The following is a 21,194-nucleotide window of genomic DNA, read 5'->3' as shown; positions in this document are numbered from 1 at the left end:
GCATGACGACGTCCGGTTTTTGTGGGGTCCACGACGCTTTGCACCGCCCGATTCACGATCTCCGGGCGGCTTGTACAATGGTTCGACCAGCCGCGCGTGCATTGGTGCCGAAGCACGTATCCATGCCTGCGCCGCATCAACCATTTTAAAGATCTTGCCATGTCCGACACGACCGCATCCGCCGCTTCCGCCGTCATCCGCCGACAGGACTACACGCCGCCCGCATTTCTGATCGAGTCCGTCGCGCTCGAATTCGATCTCGTGCCAGCGCGCACGGTCGTGAGGAATACCATGCGCCTGTCGCGCAATCCGGATGCTCAGGGCAACGCACCGCGTCTGGAATTGCTGGGCGAGCAACTCGAATTCGTGAGTGCGAGCATCGATGGCAAATCGAATGAAGATGTCCGCGTGAGTGATAACGGGTTGTCCATCGGCAATATTCCGGACGGCGCGTTCGAGTTGGTCATCGAAAGCATCTGCAATCCTGCTGAAAATACGTCGTTGTCCGGGCTTTATGTGTCGAGCGGCAACTTCTTCACGCAGTGCGAGGCGGAAGGGTTTCGGCGTATCACGTATTTTCTGGACCGGCCGGATGTGATGTCCACCTATATCGTCACGCTGCGCGCGGACAAGACGGCGTATCCCGTGTTGCTGTCGAACGGCAATCTGATCGAAGAAGGCGATCTGCCCGATGGCCGTCATTTCGCCGTGTGGGAAGACCCGTTCAAGAAGCCGAGTTATCTGTTCGCGCTGGTCGCGGGCAAGCTGGTGTGCATCGAGGAAAAGATCAAGTCGGGTTCGGGCCGCGAGAAGCTGCTGCAAGTCTGGGTCGAGCCGCACGATCTCGACAAGACGCGTCATGCGATGGACTCGCTCATCCATTCCATTCGCTGGGACGAAAAGCGTTTCGGGCTGGAACTGGATCTGGACCGCTTCATGATCGTCGCGGTGAGCGACTTCAACATGGGCGCGATGGAAAACAAGGGCCTCAATATCTTCAACACGAAGTACGTGCTGGCCAATCCGGAAACGGCGACGGACATCGACTTTTCCAATATCGAAGCCGTGGTCGGCCACGAGTATTTCCATAACTGGACGGGCAACCGCGTGACTTGCCGCGACTGGTTCCAGTTGAGCCTGAAGGAAGGGCTGACCGTGTTCCGCGATCAGGAATTCTCCGCCGACATGGCTGCGGGCGACGTGGACGGCGCGGCGAGCGCGGCGGCGCGCGCGACCAAGCGCATCGAGGATGTGCGCGTGCTGCGTCAGATGCAGTTCGCCGAGGATGCCGGTCCGATGGCGCATCCGGTGCGTCCGGAGAGCTACGTCGAAATCAACAACTTCTACACGATGACCGTGTACGAGAAAGGCTCGGAAGTCGTGCGGATGTACCAGACGCTGTTCGGCCGCGACGGCTTCCGGCGCGGCATGGACCTCTACTTCGAGCGTCACGACGGACAGGCGGTGACCTGCGACGACTTCCGCCGCGCAATGGCGGACGCCAACGGCCGCGACCTCGCGCAATACGAGCGCTGGTACAGCCAGGCCGGCACGCCGCGCGTGTCCGTTCGTTCTAAATACGATGCAGCCGCCAAGCGCTACACGCTGACGCTCTCGCAAGGTTACGGCGACGCATCCGAAGCCGCGCGCGAAACGCAGCAAGGCCCGCTGCTGATTCCGTTCGCGGTCGGTCTCATCGGCAAGAACGGCGCGGATTTGCCGCTGCGTCTGGAAGGCGAGAAGGAACCGGGCGGCACGACGCGCGTGCTCGAATTCACCGAACGCGAGCAATCCTTCACCTTTGTCGATGTGAACGAAGCGCCGCTGCCCTCGCTGCTGCGCAATTTCTCGTCGCCGGTGATCGTCGAATATGACTACACGAACGAGGATCTTGCTTTCCTGCTCGCGCACGACAGCGATCCGTTCAACCGCTGGGAAGCCGGTCAGCGCCTTGCCACGCGCGAATTGCTCGCGCTGGCCGGACACGCGGCCAAGGGCGAAACGCTCTCGCTCGACGATCAGGTGATCGCCGCGTTCGCCCAAGTGCTCGACGATAAAACGCTCACGCCCGCCTTCCGCGAACTCGCGCTGATGCTGCCGTCCGAAAGCTATCTCGCCGAACAGATGCCGGTTTCCGACCCCGCCGCCGTGCACGCCGCGCGCGTGTTCATGAGCCGACGCCTCGCGAATCAGTTGCGCGACAAGTGGCTCGCGCTGTATGAAGCCAACCGCACGCCGGGCGAATATCGTCCGACGCCGGAAGATGCGGGCAAGCGCGGCCTGAAGAACCTCGCCCTCGCCTATCTCGCTCAAACCGACGATCCCGCAGATGCCGTCAACCTCGCGCAAGCGCAATACGACGCCGCCGACAACATGACCGATCGTTCGGCAGCGCTCTCCTCGCTGCTGCTCGCGAGCGCGACGAAGGGCGCGGATGCCACCGTCGCGGATGCCGCGCTGAACGACTTCTATCGCCGCTTCGAGAAAGAAGCGCTCGTCGTCGACAAATGGTTCGCGCTTCAGGCGACGCAGCGCGGCGGTCCAGATCGCAACGTGATCGAGATTGTGCGCAAGCTGATGCAGCATCAGGCGTTCACGCTGAAGAACCCGAACCGCGCGCGCTCGCTGATCTTCAGTTTTTGCAGCGGCAACCCGGCGCAATTCCACGCGGCCAACGGCTCCGGCTATGCGTTCTGGGCGGAACAGGTGATCGCGCTGGATTCGCTCAATCCGCAAGTCGCCGCCCGGCTCGCGCGCGGGCTCGAGTTGTGGCGTCGTTTCGCGCCCGCGCTGCGCGAGAAGATGCATGCAGCGCTCAGCGAAGTCGCGGCGAAGGCGAAGTCGCGCGATGTGCGTGAAGTCGTCGAAAAGGCGCTCGCCGCTTAAGCGCTGTTTAGTCTGAGTTTTTTGGCGTTCGACGGCCATCGCGCGAGGTTTTTGCGCGGTGGCCGTTCTCACTTCTGGCGGATTCGCGCGGGCGCTGTCATATAAAGCCGCCGGGTCGAGCGGTTAGAATCGTGAATATTCGTCTAACGCTACCGCTATCGGAGTCCCGCATGTCCTCCATCTCCAGTCGCACCACGCTCACCAAGTATCTGATCGAGCAACAGCGCGAACATCAAAACCTTCCCGCCGATTTGCGGCTGCTGATCGAAGTCATCGCGCGCGCGTGCAAGCAGATCAGCTTTCACGTGAGCAAGGGCGCACTCGGCGATGCGCTCGGCACCGCCGGCAGCGAAAACGTTCAGGGCGAAGTGCAGAAGAAACTCGATGTCATGTCGAACGAAATCCTGCTCGAAGCCAACGAATGGGGCGGCAATCTGGCGGCGATGGCCTCGGAGGAAATGGAAAAGATCTTCCCGATCCCGAATCGCTATCCGAAGGGCAACTATCTGCTGACCTTCGATCCGCTCGATGGCTCGTCGAACATCGACGTGAATGTGTCCATCGGCACCATTTTTTCGGTGCTGCGCTGCCCGGATGGCGCGGAGCCGAGCGAACAGGCGTTCATGCAGCCGGGTTCGGCACAGGTCGCGGCGGGTTATGCGGTGTATGGACCGCAGACGGTGCTCGTGCTCACGACCGGCCACGGCGTGAACTGCTTCACGCTCGATCGCGAACTCGGTTCGTGGGTGCTCACGCAGCGCGACATGACGGTGCCGACCGAAACGCGCGAGTACGCGATCAACGCATCGAACGCGCGTCATTGGTATGAGCCGGTCGAGCGCTATGTCGGCGAGCTGAACGACGGCAAGGACGGGCCGCGCAAGGAAGACTTCAACATGCGCTGGATTGCGTCGATGGTCGCGGATGTGCACCGCATTCTGAATCGCGGCGGCATCTTCATGTATCCCGCCGACAAGCGCGATCCGTCCAAGCCCGGCAAGTTGCGTCTGATGTACGAAGCGAATCCGATGGCGTTCATCGTCGAGCAAGCGGGTGGTGCTGCGACTAATGGCGAACAGCGCATTCTCGATATCGTGCCGACGAGTCTGCATCAGCGGGTCGCCGTGTTTCTTGGATCGAAGAATGAAGTGGATCGTGTGACCCGTTACCACTTGGACAAGAAAAATTGATTCAGGCTCTTGCCAAATCGAGAAAAGCCTCGCTATAATCTTGTTTCTCTGATGCCGGAATAGCTCAGACGGTAGAGCAGCGCATTCGTAATGCGAAGGTCGGGGGTTCGATTCCTCTTTCCGGCACCAAATAGATTTAAGCGAAAAAGCCCAGTCATTGCGACTGGGCTTTTTGCTTTCTGAAGTCCGTGTCATTTCCGAAGTAACCCTTTGAACGGGTTACTCGCAGGTCCAATATGCGACGGCTTAGTGCATTCCAGGCCGAACTTTAAAAGGACGCCAGCACGCGCACGATATACTATGCCGCCCTAATCAAAACCTTCTCCGATCTCAGTCAAATGCGGTCCCACGACCCGAGAAATCCCGAAATTCAGGCGTTGCGAGCGATTGCGGTACTTTTCGTCGTGGTCAGCCACTTACCCGCCCTGTTCGTCTGGGATGCCGAGCGCTGGACACACATTGGCGCGGGCTTGTGGACCGGCGTCGATATGTTCTATGCCATCTCGGGCTTCGTCATCGCGCGTGGACTATTGCCGCGCATCGAAGCACGGCAAGGACTCGATTTCTGGCGTGAAGTCATCGCCTTTTGGGTCAGGCGTTTTTATCGCATCGCGCCATCTGCGTGGCTTTGGCTCGCACTTCCGTTGCTTGCGGGTCTCACATTCAAATACACCGATACGCTCCGGCTCGATGGCAAGAATCTTTCCGACGTCGCCGCCATTCTCTTTCACATCAAGAATGTGCAGGACTATATGTGCTCGCAGCACGGCGGGATATGCGGCGATTTCCACATTTACTGGAGCCTGTCGCTGGAAGAACAGTTCTATGTCCTGTTCCCGTTCGTCGTGCTCTTGAGCAAGAAAAAGCTAGCGCCGGTGCTCGCTTTCCTGATTGTCTTGCAGTTCTTTCTATGGCGTCCTCAATGGGGAACGCTACCCGCTTTCCTGCGCACGGATGCTCTGCTGTTCGGCGTGCTGCTCGCGATTTTCGAACGCAGCGCCATCTACCGGCTTTTCGAACCACGTTTTTCCAATTCGAGTTTCGCCAGTTCGGCGATGCGCTATCCGCTTTGCATTGCGTTGCTGTTCGGCGTGTTCGCGTTCGCACGGTACGAAATCACGTGGTTCTACACCGGCATCATCGCCGCGATCAGTGGCGTTATCGTCTGGTTATGCTCTTATAACCGCGGGTACTTCCTCCCGGCATCGCCGGCTCGGTCTCTGCTCGAATGGATCGGTTCCAGGTCGTTTGCCATTTACCTCATCCACATGCCCGCTTTCTGGGTAACGCACGAGATCTGGGCGAGAGTCACGCATGGAGCGGCGCTGAACTCAACCTATACGTTGCGATTCGCGGCCACGGCACTCGCGATCATGCTGATCGGCGCGGAACTGAATTTTCGGTTGATCGAGGAACCGTTCCGAAAGAAAGGTGCGAAATTCAATCGTACGTTCGCTGCGGGCACGCCGACTTCGGTCTCCAACTGATCGAGTCGCTCGATTTGAAGCAAAAAAACCCGCGCTCTTGAAATGAGGCGGGTTTTCGCTCTTGCTCCCGGAGCCAATTCAGCTTGTCACCAACGCAGTGTCGCGCCCCGGACCTTGCGTTCTCCCACGAAACCTGTTGCATCGATTCGACGATTTGGCGGCCCGGCATTTCGTTTTGCGCCTTATGTGCGCTTTCGTACAACAACGAACCATTTTCCGCTGTGCACCATCGAGCGTCAACGCTGGTTTCCTTGTATCGTTATATCCATAGAGGAAAGGCTACAGTATTAGCACGTGAAGACATTCGATACCGGAAAACTGCGCCGTATCGATTTGCGCGATCGCTTTTTGATTCACACAAATACGTAATTTTTGCGAGTTAAGCTTGGTTTGAACCAGTAGTTTCTTGCTTCGCTCGCATGTGACAGAAATAAATCGGTGCCAAACGTTTTCGACCTTACGCTGCGCTCAAGTGCCTGTCAGGTCGAACCGATAACGCAATTACCGAGGAAAACGGTATTTGAAAGCAACGCGGGATGCGGCGGCGCAAAAAGCCGAATCGCGCGGCAGGCGAAATTGTTGTTGTCATCGAGGAGAAAATGATGGACGAGAAACCGACGAAAATTCCGACACCCGACACCGTTTCCTGTCCGGATCAGGAACCGACAGCGGTCGAGTTTCTCGCGGCCGAGTTGCCCGAGCATGTGCGCGCGTTCTTCGACGAACAGCGCAAAGCGGCAACGTCCACTTGAGGCGGACGCGCTGAACGATCGCACCGTCGTCGTGAAAACGACGCCCGGTATGCGCCGGCCGCAAGGCCCGCTGATGGCTCACGCCAGGACGCGACACGCGCATCGCGCATGACCCTCGATGCGAGCGGTCATGCGCCGCCGCTCGCCTTCTCCCCCAAGCAGGTGACGACGGTACGCTATGCTGGCGGTTTGTCCGCTTTCGCTCACAAACCGATGCGTCGTCGAAATCCCTGTTCCCGTCTTGTTCGCGCGCTCATCGCGAGTTGCGCGCTGTCGTCCGCCTGCATTGCGCCCGCTCATGCCGATGGCGACGACACGCCGTTCACCAACGTGATCGCGCTCGTCTCGCAGCGTCTGGCGCTGGCCGAACCCGTCGCGCGTTATAAATGGGCGCGTCATGAAGCCATCACCGATGAACCGCGTGAAGCCGCACTGCTCACGCAGGTCGTGGACAAGGCGACAGACGCGCAACTCGATCCGGATTTCGCCCGCCAGTTTTTTCGCGATCAGATCGATGCCAGCAAGGACGTGCAAAACGCGCTATTCGACAACTGGCGTTCGCTCAAGGCCGCGCCGGAAAGCGCGCCGCCCGACCTCGCGCACGACACTCGGCCGAAACTCGACCGGCTGACGCAATCTTTGATAAGCGCGCTGGCTCGCGTCGAACCGCTTCGTCATGCCGACGATTGCCCGCTGCGGCTCGCCGACAGTCTCGCGCGCTGGAAGCATCTCACGCGCTACGATGCGTCGATGAATGCGCCACTCGGCCGGGCGCTGTCGCATGTTTGCGCGGCAGGCGGCGTGGGCGCGGTGGGATAAGCCAGTAACGGCGTGACGGCCAGCCCGCGCGCCAGACGTTCTTCCAGAATGCGATGAACCGCGACTGCGAACGACGGCGATGCATCGGCGGCGCGCAGCAATCGGGCTTCGTCCAGCGTGGCGGCGGTTCCCATGTACCGCCATTTGTCGATCACGTGCCACGCGCGCTCGCCGGTCGTCGTGTCCCTTTCTTCGATCGCGATCGCGCCTGAGTACGGCCACGGCGCGCCCGGCACTTCGCCAAGGCGTGTTTTCGATGCGCGATTGTGAAGCGGTCGCAAGGTCGCAATCCACTGCGCTTCAGCAAGTAAAGCGCCGAGTTCGCCGCCGGTTGCCCTCCATTCGACGCGCCGCACGAGCGCTGCGAGACGCATATCCTTCGCCGACCGGCGCGGCCCGACCAGATGCGAACGCACGCGCTGACGCAGACGCACGCTCTTGCCGACGTAGAGCGGCACGTCGTTATCGCCATAGAAGGTGTAGGCGCCGAAGCCCGCGGACATGGCTTCGATCGTGTCTTCGTCGATATGCGCGGCAAGCTGAAACCGGCGCGTGACGCGTTCCATGTGAGCGAGCAGCACGTCGGCTTCGTGCGCGCGGTGGAGGTACTGCCAGAATTGCCACAGGAGATCGGCATCCGCGAGCGCGCGGTGGCGGGCGCTCGGCACCAGCGCGTGACGTGCGACGAGCGCATCCAGACCGTGGCGGCTTTCCGTTGGATACATCGCGCGTGATAACTGCACGGTACAAAGCACGTCCGGCACGAAACGCAAGCCGAGCCGCTTGAATTCGCTCTTCAAAAAGCTGTGATCGAAGTGGGCGTTATGGGCGATGAAAAGCTTGCCGTTCATCCGTTCGAGCAAGCCGGACGCGAGTTCTTCGAACGTCGGCGCGTGACGCACCATGTCATTCGTGATGCCGGTCAGGTTCTGAATGAACGCGGGAATCGGCTTGCCCGGATTGACCAGCGAATTCCAGGTCGACACGCCGGACGGCCCAACCTCCACGATCCCGATTTCCGTGATGCGATCTACCCCGAACGTGCCGCCGGTGGTTTCGAGATCGACAAATACGATGGGCGCAGCGGGAAGCGCGATTTCTGGAATGGTTTCAGGTGGCATTGTTGCTGGCACGGACAGAGCGAATCGGGCGGCGCCTTGGGCGCGAAAGGCTCGTTCATTCTAACGCAGCGCGTTTGCCCGTTTGATGACGAGCGCGATTAGCTGTCATCTTCTATCGGTCAGAAATACCGTATTTGTTAAGCGTCTAGTTCTGGCGATTTGATTTGTAGAGAGTAGATCGCGTGTGTCGACTAAAGCCTCGACACAGAATGAAGTTCGGCGCTGGTCATTTTGTCGCGAAGAGTTTAATCGTCATCGAACTAACTGTTAATTAATTACTCGAAGGCGTTCTTAGTTGAGGAAAAGCGCCACGCACAGGCTCGCCATACTGCAGGCCTTGGTCAGACATTCCGAAAGCAGTCGTATTTGCTATTTTGAACAGGTAAGAGTGCGGCTGAACATAAACACGTCAACTCGGTAATTCGCACTTTCTGGCCCAATAAATATGCTTGAACGGTGAACTGTTTGCCGAAAGTCCCGTGAGTAGCACTTATTACCACTTTAGTAACAGAATTATTCGAAACGTAAGTGTTTACTCGTCTTGTCCGATTCTCCATCCAAATTCAAACTGAAGATGTGATGGCAATGAATAGCAAGGGAGGATCTTAGTGATGACTCAATTCAAGCGAGCGGCCCTTTGGCTGAAGTCCTTGACCACACCGAACGTCGCGCCGGATGCAGAGGCAGTGTCGGCGCTCGAATTCGACCCGGCATGGCACGGAGATCACTGGCAAAACCTGCTTTCCTCGCCGATGGATGCGCGCCGTTACGTCATGGAAGACTGGGCCATTCCGATGAGCAGCGATCTCGTCGCCGAAGAAGAAAACGCATAAGGCGCACCGGGAGCGCGTGCAGCCAAAAAAAAAGCGCGACCTTTGAGGGTCGCGCTGACAAAGTTTGGAGATCTTTTTCCGTCAACGAAAAAGTCTGCTTCGGAAAGCAGAAATGCCAGTATATCCATAGCGTCCGCAAGAATTACCGTCAAAAAAGACAAACGTCTATTTCCACTTTCTCAACAATCGATATTCCGAGCTTTCCTGTTGCTTTTCCGTGACGAATCGTGTCGCGCAAGTGCAACGTCGATTGGTTGACACCGCCCGCCTTCCGACTTTATTCCGAACCAACTCATTGATTAAAAACGACAATTATTGATTTCAGCATCATTGCTGATCGGAGAATGATTTATTGCGGAAATCAGAACTTCGAGTCTGTAACACCGTCTTTACACTTCGTCTGGTCCGGAAACACATGTGTCGCATTGCCTGACACATTCGCTTCCGCGAAAGCGCCTCTCGCAGCGCGTCGCGAAAGCGGTTTCCTCAAAGCCTGGGTCCACGGCCCATACTGCTCTCGGAGTTACAAAGATGAAAAAGACTCTCATGGTCGCTGCCCTGACGGGCGTTTTTGCCACCGCGGCCCACGCGCAAAGCAGCGTCACGCTGTATGGCCTGATCGACGCGGGTATCACCTACACGAACAATCAAGGCGGCCACAGCAACTACAAGCTGACGAGCGGCCAGGTCAACGGCAGCCGTTGGGGCCTGCGCGGCGCTGAAGACCTCGGCGGCGGCCTGAAGGCAATCTTCACGTTGGAAAACGGCTTCAACATCGCGAACGGCACGCTGGGCCAAGGTGGTCGTGAGTTCGGTCGTCAAGCCTTCGTCGGTCTGTCGAGCGAACAGTTCGGTTCCGTTACTCTCGGTCGTCAATACGACTCCGTGGTCGACTTCCTCGGACCTCTGGCTCTGACCGGCACGCAATACGGCGGCACGCAGTTCGCCCACCCGTTCGATAACGACAACCTCGACAACACCTTCCGCGTCAACAACTCGGTGAAGTACACGAGCGCGAACTACGCCGGCTTCAAGCTGGGCGCGCAATATGGCTTCTCGAACGCAGCGGGCGGCTTCAACAACAACCGCGAATACAGCGTCGGCGCATCGTACAACTACGGTCCGTTGAACGTGGCGGCGGCTTACCTGCAACTGAACAACACGCAAACCAGCGCAGCCGGCGCGGCGCTGAACGCCAACGGCGCAGTCGCGGGAGACCAACCGTTCGCAGCAGGCCGTCAGCGCATCTTCGGCGGTGGCGTGAGCTACGCCTTCGGCCCGGCGACGGTCGGTTTCGTCTTCACGCAGACGATGCTCGACGACGCCTCGTTCATCACGCCGGCCGGCACGCAGGTTTCGGGCGTCTCGGACCCGCTGTCGAACGGCCACGTGCGCTTCACGAACTACGAAGTGAACGGCCGCTACAACCTGACGCCGGCGCTGTCGCTCGCCGCGAACTACACGTACACGAACAGCCGTATCGATGGCGTGGCGCCGAAGTGGCACCAGGTCGATCTGCAAACGGCCTACGCACTATCCAAGCGCACGGACGTGTACCTGCAGGGCGAATACCAACACGTGATCGGCACGGAAAACTCGGGCCTGGGCGCGACGATCAACGGCGTTGGCGTGTCCTCGACGGAAAACCAAGTGTCGGCGACGGTTGGTCTGCGTCACCGCTTCTAAGCAGCACGCGCAATACAAAAAGGCCGCTCTTCGGAGCGGCCTTTTTTTCATCTCGACGCGTTTTAACTCGGATACCTGACGTCGAGAATATCGATCTGCTGAATCCCGACGGGCGTATGCAGCGGCACCGTATCGCCGATCTTCGCCTTCAGGAGCGCGCGCGCCACCGGCGAAATCCAACTCACGTGGCCGCGATCCAGATCCACCTCATCCACGCCCACGATGGTCACCGTCTTCACATCGCCATCGTCGGCCGCGTAATCGACGGTCGCGCCGAAGAACACCTGATCCACGTTCTCCTGCCGGCTGCTGTCCACCACTTCCGCGATGTCCAGCCGCTTGGTGAGAAACCGGATGCGCCGGTCGATCTCGCGCAGCCGCCGCTTGCCGTAGATATAGTCTCCGTTCTCCGAACGATCGCCGTTCGACGCCGCCCACGACACGAGCCTGACCACTTCCGGACGATCGGTATCGAGCAGTTGCAGCAACTCGTCGCGCAGCCGTTTGTGGCCTGCGGGCGTGATGTAGTTCTTCGTCCCTGCGGGGACGTCGGGCTGGCCCAGATCGAGGTCGTCGTCGCTCTCGTCGGACTCTTTGACAAATGCCTTGTTCATGGTGCGAATCCTGACCGATGCGTGCTTTCAATCCATCAACTTACCACGTCCGAGCGCCGCCTGAAGCGGGTGCCAAGGCTTGGTACCTCGCGTTTTTGGTCAACGGCCCTTCCATTTTCCAATGGACGTGTTTATAATTCCGCTTCTGCGTGCGGCTGTAGCTCAGTTGGATAGAGTACTTGGCTACGAACCAAGGGGTCGTGGGTTCGAATCCTGCCAGCCGCGCCACTTATTTCTGATGTTTTCGTGTTGTCGTCAATACGGCGGTCGCGTTGAATGACGCAAACATCAAAGCGCTTAACCATAAGCGCATGACGTATCAAGCAGTACCGTTTTGCGTGCGGCTGTAGCTCAGTTGGATAGAGTACTTGGCTACGAACCAAGGGGTCGTGGGTTCGAATCCTGCCAGCCGCGCCACTTTTCGAAGGGCCTTCCATGTGGAAGGCCCTTTTTGTTTCTGCGCGTCCGGTTAGCTCAAACGCGCGGCGTCGAACCGATATCGCCGATGTGCATGGTAGGCGACGGCACATCCTCCACCGAAGTCACCGCCGTCGATTCTCCAATCGCCTCCGTGCGCAAGCCAAGCAGCGATTGCGGCCGACGCAGAATCTCGTCCTCGACCGTCTCGCCGAAGGTGTGGCGCACGAACGCGCGCAACAGCGCGATGCGCAGCGACGGCCCGCGCCCTTCCATCGATTGACCGTCTTTTCCGAAGCACACGTGGCACACCACTTCGCCGCGACCGTGATCGGCCATTTCCAGCTTGCACGCGCGCTCCAGCACGACGGACGCGGCTTCCCATGAAGTCGATGGCAAAAAGCGCCCGTCCCACGGACGCCCGCGATCGTTGCCGCGAATGGCAAGCGTCTCGCCGCTGTCGGTAAAGTGGATTTCACGAACGAAGTCGTGCAAGGCGCGCGCGACCCAGTAGTCGAGCGCGGTGTCATCGAGATCGGAAGTATTCATGTGCGGCATTCTCCTGTCGTGACGACAGGCATTGCACGCCGCGTTCCCGCGCCTGAAGGAAGAATCAGTAGTCGGCGCGTTCGCGGTCGATGCGCATGCCGCCGTCCTGATTGCGGTGATGCGGTTCGTCGCTCGGACGCTCACGCGCGATGCGCATGACATCCGGATTGGTGCGCACGCGACGCATGATGTTGGCGAGATGCACACGATCGCTCACCTGAATGACGAAGCGCAGCATCTTGGCTTCCTGCGAGACGTCTTCATCCATCGCGATATGCACGATGTTGGCATCCGCCGAGGTAATGTCCGCCGCGACGCGCGCGAACACGCCCTTCGTGTTCCTGACCAGCACCTTCACGGCGACATCGAACAGACGGCCCGGCTGCGGTGCCCACGCCACGTCGATCCAACGGCCCGGATCGCGCCGGTGAATGCGTTGCGCGACGCGGCATTCGGTCGTGTGAATCGCCATGCCGAGCCCAATGCCGATATAGCCCATGATGTCGTCGCCGGGAATCGGCCGGCAGCACGGCGACAGTTGCACCGACATGCCTTCCGTGCCGGTGATGACCACCGGCGGCGCGGTATTCGTGCTCGTATGTTCGCGGTGATGATGCTCGTCGTCGTCGCGCCCGTTCATCAGCACTTCGATACGTTTGGCCATGACCGCCGCCACGCGCCGGCCCAGCCCGATATCCGCGAAAATTTCCTGACGTGTCTTGTTGCCCGTCCACTGAACGAGCCTTTCCCACACTTCCGGCGTGACGTCGGACAGCGCGAGACCGTAGCCCTTCAGACTCTGATCGACGAGCCGTTCGCCCAGTTGCACGGACTCGTTCAGGCGCATCGTCTTCAGATAATGACGGATGGCCGAACGCGCCTTGCCCGTGCGCACGAAGCCGAGCCACGCGGGATTCGGCTTCGAATACGGCGCGGTAATGACTTCGACGATATCGCCGCTCTTGAGCTCCGTGCGCAACGGCAGAAGCTCGTTATTGATCTTCACCGCGACGCATTGATTGCCGAGGTCGCTGTGAATGGAATACGCGAAATCGAGCGCGGTCGCGCCGCGCGGCAGCGGCATGATTTTCGACTTCGGCGTGAACACGTAGACCGCATCCGGGAACAGATCGATCTTGACGTGTTCGAGGAATTCGCTCGAATCGCCGGCTTCGCTCTGAATATCCAGCAGCGATTTGAGCCATTGATGCGCGCGTTTCTGCACATCGTTGAGATCCGCGCCGCCGTTCTTGTACAGCCAATGCGCAGCCACGCCCGCTTCCGCGATCTCGTGCATCTTGCGCGTGCGAATCTGGAATTCGATGGGCGCGCCGAACGGCCCGACCAGCGTGGTATGCAAGGACTGATAGCCGTTCACCTTCGGAATGGCGATGTAATCCTTGAACTTGCCCGGCACCGGCTTGTAAAGCGCATGCAACGCGCCGATGCACGTATAGCATTCCAGCGCGCTCTCGACGACCACGCGAAAGCCATACACGTCGAGCACTTGCGAGAACGACAACTGCTTGTCGCGCATCTTCTTGTAGATGCTGAAGATGGTTTTCTCGCGGCCGGTGACTTCCGCGCTGATCTTCGCTTCCGCGATGGTCCGCTGCACCGACTCCAGAATCTTGCCGACCACTTCGCGACGATTGCCGCGCGCCGCCTTCACCGCTTTTTCGAGCGTGGCGTAACGCGTCGGATTGAAGTTCGCGAAGCTTAAGTCCTGCAACTCGCGATACGTATTGTTCAGACCGAGCCGATGCGCGATCGGCGCATAAATATCCAGCGTCTCGCGCGCCACGCGCCGGCGCTTCTCCGACGGCACCGCGCCCAGCGTGCGCATGTTGTGCAGCCGGTCTGCGAGCTTGACGAGAATGACGCGCACATCGCGCGCCATCGCGAGCAGCATCTTTCGAAAGTTTTCCGCCTGCGCTTCCTCGCGATTGCGGAACTCCATCTTGTCGAGCTTGGACAGGCCATCGACCAGTTCCGCGACCTTCGCGCCGAAGCGCTCCGCGATCTCGGTCTTGGTGACGCCCTGATCCTCGATCACGTCATGCAGCAGCGCCGCCATGATCGATTGCGCATCCAGCTTCCAGCCCGCGCAGATTTCCGCGACCGCCACCGGATGCGTGATGTACGGCTCGCCGCTCTGACGATACTGCCCGAGATGCGCTTCGTCGCTGAAATGGAACGCCGACTTGACCTCTTTGATCTCCTCCGGCGTGATGTAGCTCGCCAGCGCGTTCGTCAGTTTCGCGATGGAAACGACATCGAGCTTGCGTGGCTGCTCAGGCGTCGCCGTCGGGCCAAAGAGATGACGGAAGGATTGCTCGAGGACCGCGTCGATGTACTTGCGCGCGGGCTGAGACTTGTCGGCATCGTGCGAGGAATCGTGATCCTGCTCGATATCGGTATCCACGGAAGCGGAGGCGGGCAACGGTGCTGGACTCATGTTCGCCTCCGTGGTCGTGTGACGCGTGCGGTCGTCGGTTGAGAAAATGAAACGGTGGAACCGAAGGTGTTAAACAGGCACCTTCTTCAGCATTTCGATGCCGACCTGCCCTGCCGCGATCTCACGCAGCGCGACGACGGTCGGCTTGTCGCGGCTTTCGATCTTCGGCGTATGGCCTTGCGCGAGCTGACGCGCGCGATACGTTGCCGCGAGCGCCAGCTCGAAGCGATTCGGGATTTGTTTCAGGCAATCTTCAACGGTGATGCGAGCCATGTTTGTTTCCTTCGGGATATGCGTTTTATTCTACCTTATGTGACCGGTGCGACCCGGCCACCTTTAAGCGTCGTGCCGCCTCAATGCTGCGGCGACGAGTGAATGCCAAGCTCCACGAACAACTGCGTATTGCGCGCGTATTGCGAGGTAAAGCGAAGACGCGTCGCGGCCACCAGACAGCGCAGTTCAGCGAGCGCCCGGTCGAAGTTCTCGTTGATGACCACATACTCCGCTTCGGATGCATGCGCCATCTCGCTACCCGCCGCGAGCAGCCGCCGCACGATCACTTTCTCGGAATCCTGACCGCGTTTCTTGAGCCGGTCTTCGAGCGCGTCCAGCGACGGCGGCAGAATGAAAATTTCCACCGCATTGCGGAACTGCTTCTTGACCTGCTGCGCGCCCTGCCAGTCGATTTCGAGCAGCACGTCGTGGCCGTTTTTCATCTGATCCTCGATCCACACTTTCGAGGTCGCATAGTAGTTGCCGTGCACTTCCGCGCTTTCGAGGAATTCGCCCTTCTTGTGGCGATCCATGAATTCGTCGATGGAAACGAAGTGATATTGCATGCCGTTGGTTTCCTTCGGGCGCGGGTCGCGCGTGGTGTAGGAAACCGACAGACGGATGGCTTCGTCCTGCGCCAGCAGCGCGTTCACGAGCGTGGATTTGCCCGCGCCCGAAGGCGCCACCACCATGAACAGATTGCCGGGATAAATACCCGTGTAATGGCTGTGCGAGCTGTGTGTCGAGTGAGGCATGATCTTGCGTTACTCCAGATTCTGAACTTGTTCGCGCATCTGTTCGATGAGCAGCTTGAGCGTCATCGAGGAATCGGCGAGTTCCTTGGCCGCGGCCTTCGAGCCGAGCGTGTTCGCTTCGCGGTTGAGCTCCTGCATCATGAAATCGAGGCGCTTGCCGACCTTGCCGCCCTTTTGCAGCACGTGGCGCGTTTCGTTCAGATGCGCGGTGAGCCGCTGCAATTCCTCGGCGATGTCGATGCGAATGCCGTACATCGTCACTTCCTGGCGGATGCGCTCCGCGATTTCCTCGCGCGGCACCGAAGCCGATGCGCCTTCCGTTGCGACACCCAGCGCATCCTGCAAACGTTCGACGATCTTCTGCTGATGCTTGCCGATCAGTTCCGGCACCAGCGGCGTCACGCGCGCGACGATGGCTTCCATCTCCGTCACGTTATTGATGAGCACCGCCGACAAAGCCGCGCCTTCGCGCGCGCGCACATCGATCAGATCGGCGATGGCCTGCTTGCCGCACGCCAGCACCGCTTCGCGCAGCGCTTCCTGCGACACCGAGCTTTCCGACAGCACGCCCGGCCAGCGCAGGATTTCGCCGGTGCGCATGCGTTCGGCATCCGGGAAAGCGTCCAGCACGGCGCGTTCGAGCGTGGCGAGTTGCGTGAGCGCGTCGCGATTCAATGCGCCTGCGTTCGCCGTCTGTTCCACGCGGTTCAGATTGATGCGGATATCGACCTTGCCGCGCGAAAGCTTCGACATCAGCATTTCGCGCAATTGCGGTTCGGTCGCGCGGACGTCTTCGGGCATGCGGAAATTGAGGTCGAGAAAACGCGAATTCACCGAGCGCAATTCCACCGAAATGCCGACGCTCGACGCGCTTGCGCCATTGCTGCCCGCGCCTTGCGCGACGACTTCGCGCGTCACGCTGGCATAGCCTGTCATGCTGTAGATCATGGTACGTCTCGCGATGGACGCCTTCGTTGCGAAGGCCGGTTCAACGATACGCCGGGCGATTGCAGGTGCACTGGGACTGGCACGCGATAGGCCGCCGGGCGAGGAACGCTCATTATCCCATCTTTGCCGATGATCCCGCCCGGACCGCTGGCCGCGAAGCGTGACGCACGCGCAACGTCCACAGGGGTTTGACGATAAAATCCCGCTTTGCGCCGCGTTTGCGCGCATCCACTCTCACCATTCCCCTCCCATGACCGATTCCCCTTTGCTCAAGCCGTCTCCTCCGCGCCCGAGCGGCCGCCGCGCGAATCAGTTGCGCGATGTGCGCATCACGCGGCATTACACGAAGCATGCGGAAGGTTCGGTGCTGGTCGAATTCGGCGATACCAAGGTGATCTGCACCGCGAGCATCGCGGAGCGCGTGCCGGAGTTTCTGCGCGGACGCGAGCAAGGCTGGCTCACGGCGGAATACGGCATGCTGCCGCGCGCCACGCATACCCGGAACGACCGCGAAGCCGCGCGCGGCAAGCAAACCGGCCGCACGCAGGAGATTCAACGCCTGATCGGCCGCGCGCTGCGTTCGGTGTTCGATCTGAACGCGCTGGGTCCGCGCACGCTGCATATCGATTGCGACGTGATTCAGGCCGATGGCGGCACGCGCACCGCGAGCATCACCGGTGCATTCGTCGCCGCGCACGATGCCGTGAGCAAGCTGGTCGCATCGGGAAAGATCGCGCGCACGCCGGTGAAGGACTTCGTCGCGGCGATTTCGGTCGGGATCTTCGAAGGCTCGCCGGTGCTCGATCTCGATTACGACGAAGACTCGCAGTGCGACACCGACATGAACGTGGTGATGACCGGCGCGGGCGGTTTCGTCGAAGTGCAAGGCACGGCGGAAGGCGCGCCGTTCACGCGCGCAGAAATGAACGAATTGCTCGATCTGGCGGACAGCGGCATCAAGGCGCTGTTTTTGAAGCAGAAGGAAGCGCTGGAGATTCACGGTGTCTGATTCGGCGAGCCAACTGGGGCGCGTGGTGCTCGCATCGAACAATGCGGGCAAGCTGCGCGAATTCGCGTCGCTGTTGGATGCGGCGGGCGTCGAGCTGATCGCGCAAGGCGAACTCGGCGTGCCCGAAGCGCCCGAGCCGCACGCTACTTTTGTGGAAAACGCGTTGGCGAAGGCGCGGCATGCGGCATCGCTCACCGGACTGCCTGCGCTCGCCGACGATTCCGGTCTTTGCGTGCGCGCGCTCAACGGTGCGCCGGGCGTTTATTCGGCGCGTTATGCATCGCTCAACGGCGGTGAAAAAAGCGATGCCGCGAACAACGCGCGCCTCGTCGCCGATCTCGCGGATAAAGCAGACCGCCGCGCGTATTACTTCTGCGTGCTCGTGCTCGTGCGTCACGCGGACGATCCCGAACCGCTGATCGCCGAAGGCCGTTGGCATGGCGAAGTGATCGACGCCCCGCGTGGCGCACATGGCTTCGGCTACGACGCGCACTTCTATCTGCCGACGCTCAACGCCACCGCTGCCGAGCTCGATCCCGCGCGCAAGAACGCGCTCAGTCATCGCGCGCTCGCGTTGCGCGATCTGCTGCAACGGTTGAAGGAACTGGCGTGAGTGCGGGACCGAAAACTATCAATGTCGTGCAGGCGTTCACGTCGCCGGGAAGCATCCGGCTGACGTCGTTGCCGCCGCTTTCCTTGTACGTGCATTTTCCGTGGTGCGTGCGCAAGTGTCCGTACTGCGATTTCAATTCGCACGAAGCGAAGGACGACACGTTCCCCGAAGACCGTTATCTCGATGCCTTGCGCGCCGATCTTGAAAGCGCGCTGCCGCTCGTGTGGGGCCGTCAGGTGCATACGATCTTCATCGGCGGCGGCACGCCATCGCTGTTGTCGGCGCAGGGGCTCGACCGCTTGCTGTCGGATGCGCGCGCCCTGCTGCCCATCGATGCCGATGCCGAGATCACGCTCGAAGCCAATCCCGGCACGTTCGAAGCGGCGAAGTTCGCGTCGTATCGTGCGAGCGGGGTGAACCGCTTGTCGATCGGTATCCAGAGTTTCAATGAAGCGCATCTGAAGGCGCTGGGCCGTATTCACGATGCGACGCAGGCACGAACCGCCGTCGAAATCGCCGCGAAGCATTTCGACAACTTCAATCTCGATCTGATGTTCGCGCTGCCCGGGCAATCGCTCGATGAATGCCGGCACGATATCGAAACCGCGATGGCGTTCGCGCCGCCGCATCTCTCGCTGTATCACCTGACGATGGAGCCGAACACGCTGTTCGCCAAGTACCCGCCCGCCCTCCCCGACGACGATGCCGCCGCCGACATGCAGGACTGGATTCACGAACGCACGCAGGAAGCGGGTTATGCGCACTACGAAGTATCGGCGTATGCGCAGCCGCATCGGCAGAGCAAGCACAATCTGAACTACTGGCGCTTTGGCGATTATCTCGGCATCGGTGCGGGCGCGCATACGAAGCTGTCGTTTCCGCAAAAGATTCTGCGTCAGGCGCGCTTCAAGCATCCGGCGACGTACATGGAACAGGCGCTTTCATCCACGGAAAACGCGATTCAGGAAGAACGCGAAGTCGGCCCGCGCGATTTGCCGTTCGAATTCATGTTGAACACGCTGCGTCTGACCGAAGGCTCTCCGGTGCATGCGTTCGTCGAGCGCACGGGTTTGTCGTTGTCGTCCATCGAACCAGCATTGGTTGAAGCCGAGAAGCGCGGTCTTATCACGCGCGACTTCGAACGCATCGCGCCGACCGAACTCGGGCAGCGCTTTCTCAACGATCTCCAGGAGTTGTTCTTGAAGGAACCGCACAATTGAGCGCGCCGGCGATGGCGTCCTCGGTCATGCGGCATCGTCCGTTCGCGCTGTTCTGGAGCGCGCGGGTGATGTCGTCGGTGGCGTTTCAGATGATGTCGGTCGCGATCGGCTGGCAGGTTTATTCGATCACGCATAGCGCGTTCGCGCTCGGTTTCGTCGGCCTTGCGCAGTTTCTGCCGATGTTCCTGCTGACGCTCGTGGTCGGGCATGTTGCCGATCGATACGACCGGCGCACCATCGCATGGGTGTGTCAGACGATCGAGGGCGCGGGCGCGCTGTGTCTGTGCGCGGGCGCGTGGCATGGCTGGCAAACCGCCACGCCGATCTACGCGATTGCCGCCGTCACGGGTGCGGCGCGCGCGTTCGAATCGCCATCGATGGCGGCGCTTTTGCCTAACCTCATTCCGCGTGCGCAGTTACAGCAGGCGACCGCGTGGGCCACGTCCGCGAATCAAACCGCGATGATTCTCGGTCCTGCGATGGGTGGTCTGCTCTATGGGCTCGGCGCGTTGACGGTGTATGGCGCGGTGGCCGTTGTGTTTCTGGCGGCGGCGTTCGCCGTGACGTCGATTCGCATCGATGAAACGGTGCGCATGCGTGCGCCCTTGTCGTTCGAGGCGCTGTTTTCGGGGATCGGTTTCATCAAGAGCAAGCCGGTTATTCTCGGCGCGTTGTCGCTCGATCTGTTTGCCGTGCTGCTCGGCGGCGCGACGGCCTTATTGCCGGTGTTTGCGCGCGACATTCTGCATACCGGTCCGTGGGGTTTGGGCGTGTTGCGTGCGGCGCCTGCCGTGGGCGCCCTGACGGGATCGATCTGGCTCGCGCATTTTCCGCTGCGGCAGCGCGCGGGCACGGCGCTGTTCGGCGGCGTGATCGCGTTCGGCTTCGCGACGATCGTCTTCGGGCTGTCGCGCAATATCGTGCTGTCGCTGATCGCGCTGGCGGCGCTGGGCGCGTCGGATGTCATCAGCGTGGTGGTGCGGACATCGCTCGTGCAGTTGCAGACGCCGGATGACATGCGCGGTCGCGTCGGCGCGATCAATTCGCTGTTCATCGGGACGTCGAACCAGCTCGGCGAATTCGAGTCCGGCATGACGGCGGGATTGTTCGGGACGGTGCCGGCGGTGCTGATCGGCGGACTGGGGACGATCGCCATCGCGCTATTGTGGATGCGATTGTTTCCCGCTTTAAAAGCGACGCGGTCGCTGGAAGGCTAACGGCTGCCCACGGCCGAGGAGTTGCGCTACAATACGCGCCTTGCTGGAGGTGTGGCCGAGCGGTTTAAGGCACCGGTCTTGAAAACCGGCGAAGGAGTGATCCTTCCGTGAGTTCGAATCTCACCGCCTCCGCCACCCCGCCTGTTTTTTCTCGTCTCGTTTCGTCGCGCTTGATCGCGCAAACTCCCGTCCAGCAAGACTTTCAGCCCGATTCATCTCCGTCGGAGCGTCTCGACTCATTGCGTTTCGACGCGTTCAGTCGTAAATTTTATGGTGGATGGGATGGTGGAGGGCTGATGGTGGAGGGGTTGGTGGGTAGATTGCTCGCGGCTCCATCTAAGGCTCTC

Annotated in this window: 18 protein-coding genes and 4 tRNA genes; 15 read left to right on the top strand and 7 right to left on the bottom strand. The window is 60.3% G+C overall.

Annotated elements, in window-relative coordinates:
• Nucleotides 1-159 precede the first annotated feature (159 nt).
• The 6 genes from pepN to ACZCWR_RS06750 all read left to right on the top strand — a co-directional run bounded on the left by pepN (nt 160) and on the right by ACZCWR_RS06750 (nt 7,134).
• A complete protein-coding gene (gene pepN / locus ACZCWR_RS06775; protein WP_487302932.1) occupies nt 160-2,886 on the top strand; it encodes an aminopeptidase N in 2,727 nt (908 codons plus the stop codon).
• A gap of 170 nt (nt 2,887-3,056) precedes the next feature.
• Nucleotides 3,057-4,076, top strand: coding sequence for a class 1 fructose-bisphosphatase (locus ACZCWR_RS06770; protein ID WP_487302931.1), 1,020 nt, complete (start codon nt 3,057-3,059; stop codon nt 4,074-4,076).
• Between the two features lie 53 nt (nt 4,077-4,129).
• Nucleotides 4,130-4,205: transfer RNA gene (locus ACZCWR_RS06765), tRNA-Thr, on the top strand.
• Nucleotides 4,206-4,414: 209 nt separating this feature from the next.
• Nucleotides 4,415-5,563 (top strand): acyltransferase family protein, encoded by a 1,149-nt coding sequence (locus tag ACZCWR_RS06760; protein WP_487302930.1) that lies wholly within the window; start codon nt 4,415-4,417, stop codon nt 5,561-5,563.
• A 599-nt stretch (nt 5,564-6,162) separates the two neighbouring features.
• Entirely contained in the window at nt 6,163-6,315 is a 153-nt protein-coding gene (locus tag ACZCWR_RS06755) for a hypothetical protein (RefSeq protein WP_487303356.1), read from the top strand.
• A gap of 213 nt (nt 6,316-6,528) precedes the next feature.
• On the top strand, nt 6,529-7,134 hold the full coding sequence (locus tag ACZCWR_RS06750; RefSeq protein WP_487303271.1) for a chorismate mutase: 606 nt from the start codon (nt 6,529-6,531) through the stop codon (nt 7,132-7,134).
• On the opposite strand, the gene ACZCWR_RS06745 is transcribed toward ACZCWR_RS06750, so the two are convergent.
• Nucleotides 7,053-8,255: an exonuclease domain-containing protein gene (locus ACZCWR_RS06745; protein ID WP_487302929.1), complete on the bottom strand. Its 1,203-nt coding sequence runs from the start codon at nt 8,253-8,255 to the stop codon at nt 7,053-7,055. The genes ACZCWR_RS06750 and ACZCWR_RS06745 overlap by 82 nt on opposite strands.
• Before the next feature lie 611 nt (nt 8,256-8,866).
• On the opposite strand from ACZCWR_RS06745, the gene ACZCWR_RS06740 reads away from it, so the two are divergent.
• Nucleotides 8,867-9,088: a hypothetical protein gene (locus tag ACZCWR_RS06740; RefSeq protein WP_487302928.1), complete on the top strand. Its 222-nt coding sequence runs from the start codon at nt 8,867-8,869 to the stop codon at nt 9,086-9,088.
• Nucleotides 9,089-9,619: 531 nt separating this feature from the next.
• On the top strand, nt 9,620-10,774 hold the full coding sequence (locus ACZCWR_RS06735) for a porin (protein WP_487302927.1): 1,155 nt from the start codon (nt 9,620-9,622) through the stop codon (nt 10,772-10,774).
• 62 nt (nt 10,775-10,836) lie between these two features.
• Here ACZCWR_RS06735 and greB read toward each other — a convergent pair whose 3' ends face one another.
• Entirely contained in the window at nt 10,837-11,388 is a 552-nt protein-coding gene (gene greB, locus ACZCWR_RS06730; protein WP_487302926.1) for a transcription elongation factor GreB, read from the bottom strand.
• A gap of 151 nt (nt 11,389-11,539) precedes the next feature.
• On the opposite strand from greB, the gene ACZCWR_RS06725 reads away from it, so the two are divergent.
• Nucleotides 11,540-11,616 (top strand) — tRNA-Arg (locus tag ACZCWR_RS06725).
• 112 nt (nt 11,617-11,728) lie between these two features.
• Nucleotides 11,729-11,805, top strand: a tRNA-Arg gene (locus ACZCWR_RS06720).
• A 57-nt stretch (nt 11,806-11,862) separates the two neighbouring features.
• On the opposite strand, the gene ACZCWR_RS06715 is transcribed toward ACZCWR_RS06720, so the two are convergent.
• From ACZCWR_RS06715 to ACZCWR_RS06695, 5 genes are all read right to left on the bottom strand, one after another.
• Entirely contained in the window at nt 11,863-12,354 is a 492-nt protein-coding gene (locus ACZCWR_RS06715; protein ID WP_487302925.1) for a phage protein NinX family protein, read from the bottom strand.
• Nucleotides 12,355-12,418: 64 nt separating this feature from the next.
• Nucleotides 12,419-14,812, bottom strand: coding sequence for a RelA/SpoT family protein (locus tag ACZCWR_RS06710; protein ID WP_487302924.1), 2,394 nt, complete (start codon nt 14,810-14,812; stop codon nt 12,419-12,421).
• 69 nt (nt 14,813-14,881) lie between these two features.
• Complete coding sequence (gene rpoZ / locus ACZCWR_RS06705; protein WP_006999799.1) at nt 14,882-15,085, bottom strand: DNA-directed RNA polymerase subunit omega; 204 nt, start codon at nt 15,083-15,085, stop codon at nt 14,882-14,884.
• A gap of 80 nt (nt 15,086-15,165) precedes the next feature.
• On the bottom strand, nt 15,166-15,840 hold the full coding sequence (gmk, locus tag ACZCWR_RS06700) for a guanylate kinase (RefSeq protein ID WP_487302923.1): 675 nt from the start codon (nt 15,838-15,840) through the stop codon (nt 15,166-15,168).
• 9 nt (nt 15,841-15,849) lie between these two features.
• Complete coding sequence (locus ACZCWR_RS06695) at nt 15,850-16,788, bottom strand: YicC/YloC family endoribonuclease (protein WP_487302922.1); 939 nt, start codon at nt 16,786-16,788, stop codon at nt 15,850-15,852.
• Nucleotides 16,789-17,038: 250 nt separating this feature from the next.
• Here ACZCWR_RS06695 and rph point away from each other — a divergent pair, with 250 nt between their 5' ends.
• The 5 genes from rph (at nt 17,039) to ACZCWR_RS06670 (ending at nt 20,982) form a co-directional block, all read left to right on the top strand.
• Nucleotides 17,039-17,797, top strand: coding sequence for a ribonuclease PH (gene rph / locus ACZCWR_RS06690; protein WP_487302921.1), 759 nt, complete (start codon nt 17,039-17,041; stop codon nt 17,795-17,797).
• Nucleotides 17,790-18,410 carry an RdgB/HAM1 family non-canonical purine NTP pyrophosphatase gene (rdgB, locus tag ACZCWR_RS06685; RefSeq protein ID WP_487302920.1) on the top strand — a complete coding sequence of 207 codons (621 nt, stop codon included), beginning with the start codon at nt 17,790-17,792 and terminating at the stop codon, nt 18,408-18,410. The genes rph and rdgB overlap by 8 nt, the downstream gene beginning before the upstream one ends.
• Nucleotides 18,407-19,630, top strand: coding sequence for a radical SAM family heme chaperone HemW (hemW, locus tag ACZCWR_RS06680; RefSeq protein ID WP_487302919.1), 1,224 nt, complete (start codon nt 18,407-18,409; stop codon nt 19,628-19,630). The genes rdgB and hemW overlap by 4 nt, the downstream gene beginning before the upstream one ends.
• 11 nt (nt 19,631-19,641) lie before the next feature.
• Nucleotides 19,642-20,847, top strand: coding sequence for an MFS transporter (locus tag ACZCWR_RS06675; protein ID WP_487303270.1), 1,206 nt, complete (start codon nt 19,642-19,644; stop codon nt 20,845-20,847).
• A gap of 45 nt (nt 20,848-20,892) precedes the next feature.
• Nucleotides 20,893-20,982 (top strand) — tRNA-Ser (locus ACZCWR_RS06670).
• The last annotated feature ends 212 nt before the right edge of the window (nt 20,983-21,194 follow it).

It is taken from the genome of Caballeronia sp. A2-2, assembly GCF_057612605.2.
The sequence above is the reverse complement of the archived record's forward strand: the minus strand, read 5'-3'. Positions and strand labels throughout refer to the sequence as shown.